At 70.0% G+C, this 6,082-nt stretch carries 8 protein-coding genes; 3 read left to right on the plus strand and 5 right to left on the minus strand.

The annotated features are described in order from the left end of the window. On the minus strand, window positions 1-88 hold an 88-nt coding region (locus ACWGI8_RS37320), incomplete at its 3' end, for a biotin carboxylase N-terminal domain-containing protein (protein WP_399091679.1). 436 nt (window positions 89-524) lie between these two features. On the opposite strand from ACWGI8_RS37320, the gene ACWGI8_RS37325 reads away from it, so the two are divergent. Next, entirely contained in the window at window positions 525-998 is a 474-nt protein-coding gene (locus ACWGI8_RS37325; protein WP_453667877.1) for a hypothetical protein, read from the plus strand. A gap of 119 nt (window positions 999-1,117) precedes the next feature. Here the strand turns inward: ACWGI8_RS37325 and ACWGI8_RS37330 are convergent, their stop codons facing one another. The 4 genes from ACWGI8_RS37330 to ACWGI8_RS37345 all read right to left on the minus strand — a co-directional run bounded on the left by ACWGI8_RS37330 (window position 1,118) and on the right by ACWGI8_RS37345 (window position 4,271). Beyond that, a complete protein-coding gene (locus ACWGI8_RS37330) occupies window positions 1,118-1,732 on the minus strand; it encodes a nucleoside triphosphate pyrophosphatase (protein ID WP_453667878.1) in 615 nt (204 codons plus the stop codon). A gap of 312 nt (window positions 1,733-2,044) precedes the next feature. Further along, window positions 2,045-2,173, minus strand: a complete 129-nt coding sequence (gene mmpB / locus ACWGI8_RS37335) for a morphogenic membrane protein MmpB (RefSeq protein ID WP_453667879.1) — start codon at window positions 2,171-2,173, stop codon at window positions 2,045-2,047. A gap of 283 nt (window positions 2,174-2,456) precedes the next feature. Beyond that, window positions 2,457-2,663 (minus strand): acyl-CoA carboxylase epsilon subunit, encoded by a 207-nt coding sequence (locus ACWGI8_RS37340; protein ID WP_453667880.1) that lies wholly within the window; start codon window positions 2,661-2,663, stop codon window positions 2,457-2,459. A 24-nt stretch (window positions 2,664-2,687) separates the two neighbouring features. Next, entirely contained in the window at window positions 2,688-4,271 is a 1,584-nt protein-coding gene (locus ACWGI8_RS37345; RefSeq protein WP_453667881.1) for an acyl-CoA carboxylase subunit beta, read from the minus strand. Between the two features lie 283 nt (window positions 4,272-4,554). On the opposite strand from ACWGI8_RS37345, the gene ACWGI8_RS37350 reads away from it, so the two are divergent. Then, window positions 4,555-5,406 (plus strand): biotin--[acetyl-CoA-carboxylase] ligase, encoded by an 852-nt coding sequence (locus ACWGI8_RS37350; RefSeq protein ID WP_453667882.1) that lies wholly within the window; start codon window positions 4,555-4,557, stop codon window positions 5,404-5,406. Between the two features lie 140 nt (window positions 5,407-5,546). Continuing rightward, a partial coding sequence (locus tag ACWGI8_RS37355) for an adenylate cyclase regulatory domain-containing protein (RefSeq protein WP_453667883.1) occupies window positions 5,547-6,082 on the plus strand: 536 nt, incomplete at its 3' end.

Below are 6,082 nucleotides of genomic sequence, written 5' to 3' on the forward strand. Positions count from 1 at the left end.
CGGCTACGCTCGCGATCCCGGCGTCCCGGCATGCACGGGCAACGCGGACAGCGATCTCGCCTCGGTTGGCGATGAGCACCTTGCGCACGATGGCTCCCTCCTTGCTGTGTTATCCCGGGGGCCACCCCCGGACTCCCGGCCGGTCTCCCGGGCCGGGGTGCTCGGCGGGTCACCGCGCCGAAGACTTCCCTGAAACACGCTGAGTTTAGGGACTGCCGACACGGCCTTTCGACCCGTCCCCAATGGTGAGCTTGCCCACACGGAGCGTGATTCGAGGCGTGCTCGCGACGCGAAACCCCTTGTCGCACCACGGTACGCCGAGTTTCTTCACCGCAGAGTAGCTCTCCGATGTGGTCAAGGTCTCTGTTCTGCGGCCCCTCGGCCGATCCTGTTTCTTTGTGGAGTCCCTACGAATGGCCGAATGATTCTTTGCCTGTGCTCAGACCCTTGTCCGGTGGTTTACCCGTTAGTAGCGTTCGCGGTGTCGTTCGTACTGCTGGTAACAGAGGCTGGGAACCTGAGGGGTGGGCGTCGTGGCGCGGAGACCGGTGGCCGTGGTGGCCGCGATCGTGCTCTTTCTGGAAGCCGTCGGCATCGTGGCGATCAACGGCATCCTCGCCACCTTCGTCGACAGCCAGAACATGTCCCTGGACGGCCTGGATCCGGATGTCATGGCCATGAGTACCTGGGTAATGGGCGGCGTCCTCGGCTTCTACCTGGCCTTCTGCGGTGTGGTGCTGCTGGTCACCGGCATTCGTGACCGTGCGCCCGGCCGCTTCGGCCGTATCCTGCTGATCGCCTGCGCGGTCCTGCACGGTGTGCTCGGCGCCCTGACCGTGGGCCTGGTCGGCTGGCACGCCTTCGCGTTCCTGATGGTGGTGCTGGGGCTGGTCGTGCTCTCGATCGTGCTGTACGCCCAGCCGGAGGCGGCGGACGCGGAGAAGTCGGCGCCCGCCGACGCGGGGTCCCCGGTCCCCGACGGTCCCGCCACTGCGTGAGCGCCACTGCGTGAGCGCCACTGCGTGAGCGCCGTCGACCGTTCTGTGGGTGCCGCCCCGCGAGCGCCGTCGACCATTCTGCGGCCGACGGGAGTTGACGCGTGCCGAGGCCTGGTGCCTCAGACCCAGAGGTCCGTGATCCGGATCTCCAGCTCGCCCAGCAGCCGCCGCAGCAGCGGCAGCGACAGCCCGATCACGTTCCCGTGGTCGCCCTCGATCGCGTCGACGAACGGCGCCGAGCGGCCGTCCAGCGTGAACGCGCCCGCCACGTGCAGCGGTTCGCCGCTCGCGACGTACGCGGCGATCTCGGCGTCCGTCGGGTCGCCGAAGCGGACCGTGGTGCAGGCGGTGGCCGAGACGCGGCGGCCGGAGGCGGTGTCGATCACGCAGTGACCGGTCTGCAGGATGCCCGCGCGGCCGCGCCTGGACTTCCAGCGGGCGGTGGCCTCTTCCGCGTCGGCCGGCTTGCCGAGGGCCTCGTTGTCGAGTTCGAGGACGGAGTCGCAGCCGATGACGAGTGCGCCGGCGGTCCCGGGGAGGGCGGCCACCGCGGCGGCCTTCGCCTCGGCCAGGACCAGGGCGAGGTCACCCGGGGTCGGGGCGGTCAGCGCGTCCTCGTCGACACCGCTGACGATCACCTCGGGGGCGAGTCCGGCCTGACGCAGCAGGTTCAGGCGGGCGGGCGAGGCGGAGGCGAGGACGAGGCGGCGGCGCTGATCGGTCATGCGGGCCATCGTAGGGGGCGGGGTGTGCTGGGGTCCCGGGGTCGGGTCGATGCGGGCCGGCCGCTGTTGCGGACCCACTGCTCAGTGCGATCCACAGCTCGATGCAACCCACCGCTGCGGACCTACGATCCAGCGCGGACCCACGATCCGCGGACCTACGATCCGGTGCGAACCACGATCCGGTGCGAACCACGATCCGGTGCGAACCACGATCCAGTGCAGACCCACGATCCAGTGCAGACCCACGATCCAGTGCAGACCCACGATTCGGCGCGGACCCACCGCTCAGTGCAGACCCATGATGCAGCGCGGACCCACCGCTCAGTGCAGACCCACGACGAACATCGCGACGATCATCGCGATCGCCAGCAGGATCCCCGCGCGCCGCATCATCGCCTGCATGTCGCGCATCTCCTGGGGAGGCTCGTTCTCGGGGTCGGACCACAGCATGCCTTCGATCCTGATGCTGTGGTGTCCGGAACGCCTGAGTATTCGTACTCAGGCTCCCCGGTGCCGACGGACTAATCACGTGCGGGTGAAGCCGCGGTGAACGCGCCCGCGCGGGCTGCGGCGACCGCGGCGGTCGCTCCGCTGCTCAGACCGGCGGGTACGCCGAAGGGCCGGACCCCGTTCGAGGGGTCCGGCTTCCTCTCGCGTCCGACCGGAACAGGCCCTGGGCCGTGTCTTCGCAGCCCCGTCCGTCCTTCGGACGGAGCTGCGCCGAAGGCGCTCCCTAGCTGGGCCAGAACGTGCGCGACCAGGCCCGCGGCCCCGGCCGCAGTGCCCGCTCCCGCCCGATGCGCGCGGGATCCGACCAGCCCTCGGGCGGCTGCGGCGCGCCGGACACGGCCGAGGCCGTCGCCGCGGCGCGCGCCTGGACCACCGCCAGTGCGGCGGCCAGCTCCTCCGGGGTCGGATTGCCCCGTACGACCTTGATCATCTCGACTCCTCGAGGTCCTGGGGGCTACAGGGGAATGTTGCCGTGCTTCTTCGGGGGAAGGTTTTCCCGCTTTGTCCGCAGCTGACGCAGGCCCTTCACGATCTGCGCGCGGGTGTCGGACGGCATGATCACCGCGTCGATGTAGCCGCGCTCGGCCGCGATGTACGGGTTGAGCAGGGTGTCCTCGTAGTCCGCGATCAGCTCGGTGCGGAGCGTCTCCTGGGCCTCCGGGTCACCGGCCGCCGCGATCGTACGGCGGTGCAGGATGTTCACCGCGCCCTGCGCGCCCATCACCGCGATCTGCGCGGTCGGCCAGGCGAGGTTCAGGTCGGCGCCGAGGTGCTTGGAGCCCATGACGTCGTACGCGCCGCCGAACGCCTTCCGCGTGATCACCGTGATCAGCGGAACCGTCGCCTCCGCGTACGCGTAGATCAGCTTGGCGCCGCGCCGGATGATGCCGCCGTACTCCTGGTCCACGCCCGGCAGGAAGCCGGGGACGTCCACGAAGGTCAGCACCGGGATGTTGAAAGCGTCGCAGGTGCGCACGAATCGTGCGGCCTTCTCGCTCGCGTTGATGTCGAGACAGCCCGCGAACTGCATCGGCTGGTTGGCGACGATGCCGACCGGGTAGCCCTCGACACGACCGAAGCCCGTGACGATGTTCGGCGCGAACAGCGCCTGCGTCTCCAGGAATTCACCGTCGTCCAGCACGTGCTCGATGACCGTGTGGATGTCGTACGGCTGGTTGGCGCTGTCCGGGATCAGCGTGTCCAGCTCGCGGTCCTCGTCCGTGAGGTCGAGGGCGGCCTCCTCGGGGAAGGCCGGCGGCTCGGACAGATTGTTCGACGGCAGGTACGACAGCAGGGACTTGATGTACTCGATCGCGTCCTTCTCGTCGCCCGCCATGTGATGAGCGACACCGGAGGTGGTGTTGTGCGTACGGGCTCCGCCCAGCTCCTCGAAGCCCACGTCCTCACCGGTGACCGTCTTGATGACGTCGGGGCCCGTGATGAACATGTGCGAGGTCTGGTCGACCATCACCGTGAAGTCGGTGATCGCGGGGGAGTAGACGGCACCGCCCGCGCACGGGCCGACGATCAGCGAGATCTGCGGGATCACACCGGAGGCGTGCGTGTTGCGGCGGAAGATCTCGCCGTACATGCCGAGGGCCATGACGCCCTCCTGGATCCGGGCGCCGCCGGAGTCGTTGATGCCGATCATCGGGCAGCCGGTCTTCAGTGCGAAGTCCATCACCTTGACGATCTTCTGGCCGAACACCTCGCCCAGCGCCCCGCCGAAGACCGTGAAGTCCTGCGAGAACACGGCCACCGGGCGCCCGTCCACCGTGCCGTAGCCGGTGACGACCCCGTCTCCGTACGGGCGGTTCTTCTCCAGGCCGAAGTTGGTCGAGCGATGCCGGGCGAACTCGTCCAGCTCGACGAACGAGCCCTCGTCGAGGAGGAGCTCGATCCGCTCACGGGCCGTCAGTTTGCCCTTGGCGTGCTGCTTCTCGACCGCACGCTCGGAGCCCGCGTGTGTTGCCTCGTCGATACGACGCTGGAGATCAGCGATCTTTCCCGCGGTCGTACGAATGTCGATCTCGGACATCGGGATGCGGCTCCCTGCCTGGTCACGGGGTTTTTGGCTACTGACCCGTAGCGTATCGGCGCGGATACGGTTCGGCAGTGCGGCGTTTGCCACACCGCACTGCGCTTGCGAACGAGATCAGGTAGGGGTTTCTGCCCGCCTCGCGCCCGCTCCCGCTCCCATCATCGCGCCCGCTCCCGCTCCCATCATTGCGCCCGCTCCCGAGCCCGCCGCCCCGGGTTGCGCCGCGCCGTCCACGATGCCGGCTCGCCCCACGGGCACGGGAACGGCCAAGCTGTGCGGCATGACGCCTGACGACGCCTCCCAAGGCCGCTGGTCCGACCTCGACCGGCCCCCGCTGAACGCTGCCGCGCTGCGCCGCGCCCTGCTGCGCCCGGGCGGTCTGTGGACCTCGCTCGACATCGTCGCGGCGACCGGCTCCACCAATTCCGATCTCGCGGCCCGCGCCGGTGAGCTCCCCGAGGGCGCCGTGCTCGTCGCCGAGGAACAGACCGCGGGCCGCGGCCGCCTCGATCGCACCTGGACGGCGCCCGCGCGCTCCGGGCTCTTCCTCTCCGTACTGCTCAAGCCGGACGTGCCGGTCGAGCGCTGGGGATGGCTGCCGCTGCTCACCGGGGTCGCCGCCGCGACCGGCCTGGCCAAGGCCGCGGGCGCCGACTTCGCCCTCAAGTGGCCGAACGACCTGCTGGTGAAGGTCCACGGCGAGGAGCGCAAGACCGGCGGCATCCTCGCCGAGCGCACCGGTGACGACGGTGTCGTCATCGGCATCGGCATCAACGTCACCCTGCGCGAGAACGAACTCCCCGCCCCCGAGGCCGGCTCCCTCGCCCTCGCCGACTCCGTGTCCACCGACCGTGACCCGCTGTTGCGGGCGCTGCTGCGCTCGCTGGAGCACTGGTACGGACAGTGGCGGGACGCGGGCGGCGATCCGCACTTGTCCAGGCTCCAGGAGACCTACGCGGCGGGCTGCTCGACGCTCGGCCGCACGGTCCGGGCCGAGCTGCCGGGCGACCGTTCGCTCACCGGCGAGGCGGTCGCGATCGACGGCGACGGGCGGCTCGTGGTGACCACTGCGGACGGCGAGGATCACCCCATCGGAGCCGGCGACATCGTCCACCTGCGCCCGGGCGGCTGAACCGGCCGGGCAACCGGGACGTGAGCCAGGGCACACCTGCCGTATCGTTGAGGCCGCGCCGGGGGTCCGTGGGATCCACGGACCGGCACGGCATGACAGATCGGCAGGGCAGTGCGCAGGGAACGGGCAGGAGGCGGCCGGTGACCGTCGACGACACGACTTCCGGCGCGGGCTCCTCCGGCAAGGGTTCCTCCGGTTCCGGCCGGAAGCAGCCGTCGGACGTCCACCCGACGCCGCACCACGAGGTCGATCACACGGCCGAACCGACCAAGGACCCGCTCGCCATCCGTCTGGAGCAGCTGATCCTCGGCGCCGACCGCCGCTACACACCGTTTCAGGCGGCCAGGACCGCCGGTGTCTCCATGGACCTGGCGTCCCGCTTCTGGCGGGCCATGGGCTTCGCCGACATCGGCCAGGCCAAGGCCCTCACCGAAGCCGACGTCCTGGCCCTGCGGCGGCTCGCCGGTCTGGTCGAGGCGGGACTGCTGAGCGAGCCGATGGCGGTGCAGGTGGCCCGGTCGACCGGACAGACCACGGCGCGCCTCGCGGAATGGCAGATCGACTCCTTCCTGGAGGGGCTGACCGAGCCGCCGGAGCCGGGCATGACCCGCACCGAGGTCACGTATCCGCTGGTCGAGCTGCTGCTGCCGGAGCTGGAGGAGTTCCTGGTCTATGT

The sequence above is a fragment of the Streptomyces sp. NPDC054841 genome (genome assembly GCF_053611045.1).

Excerpts from the sequence above, each read along its gene's own strand:
- ACWGI8_RS37330 (WP_453667878.1), bottom strand. The coding sequence starts at position 1,732 with ATGGCCCGCATGACCGATCAGCGCCGCCGCCTCGTCCTCGCCTCCGCC.
- mmpB (WP_453667879.1), bottom strand. The coding sequence starts at position 2,173 with ATGCTGTGGTCCGACCCCGAGAACGAGCCTCCCCAGGAGATGCGCGAC.
- ACWGI8_RS37340 (WP_453667880.1), bottom strand. The coding sequence starts at position 2,663 with ATGATCAAGGTCGTACGGGGCAATCCGACCCCGGAGGAGCTGGCCGCC.
- ACWGI8_RS37345 (WP_453667881.1), bottom strand. The coding sequence starts at position 4,271 with ATGTCCGAGATCGACATTCGTACGACCGCGGGAAAGATCGCTGATCTC.
- ACWGI8_RS37350 (WP_453667882.1), top strand. The coding sequence starts at position 4,555 with ATGACGCCTGACGACGCCTCCCAAGGCCGCTGGTCCGACCTCGACCGG.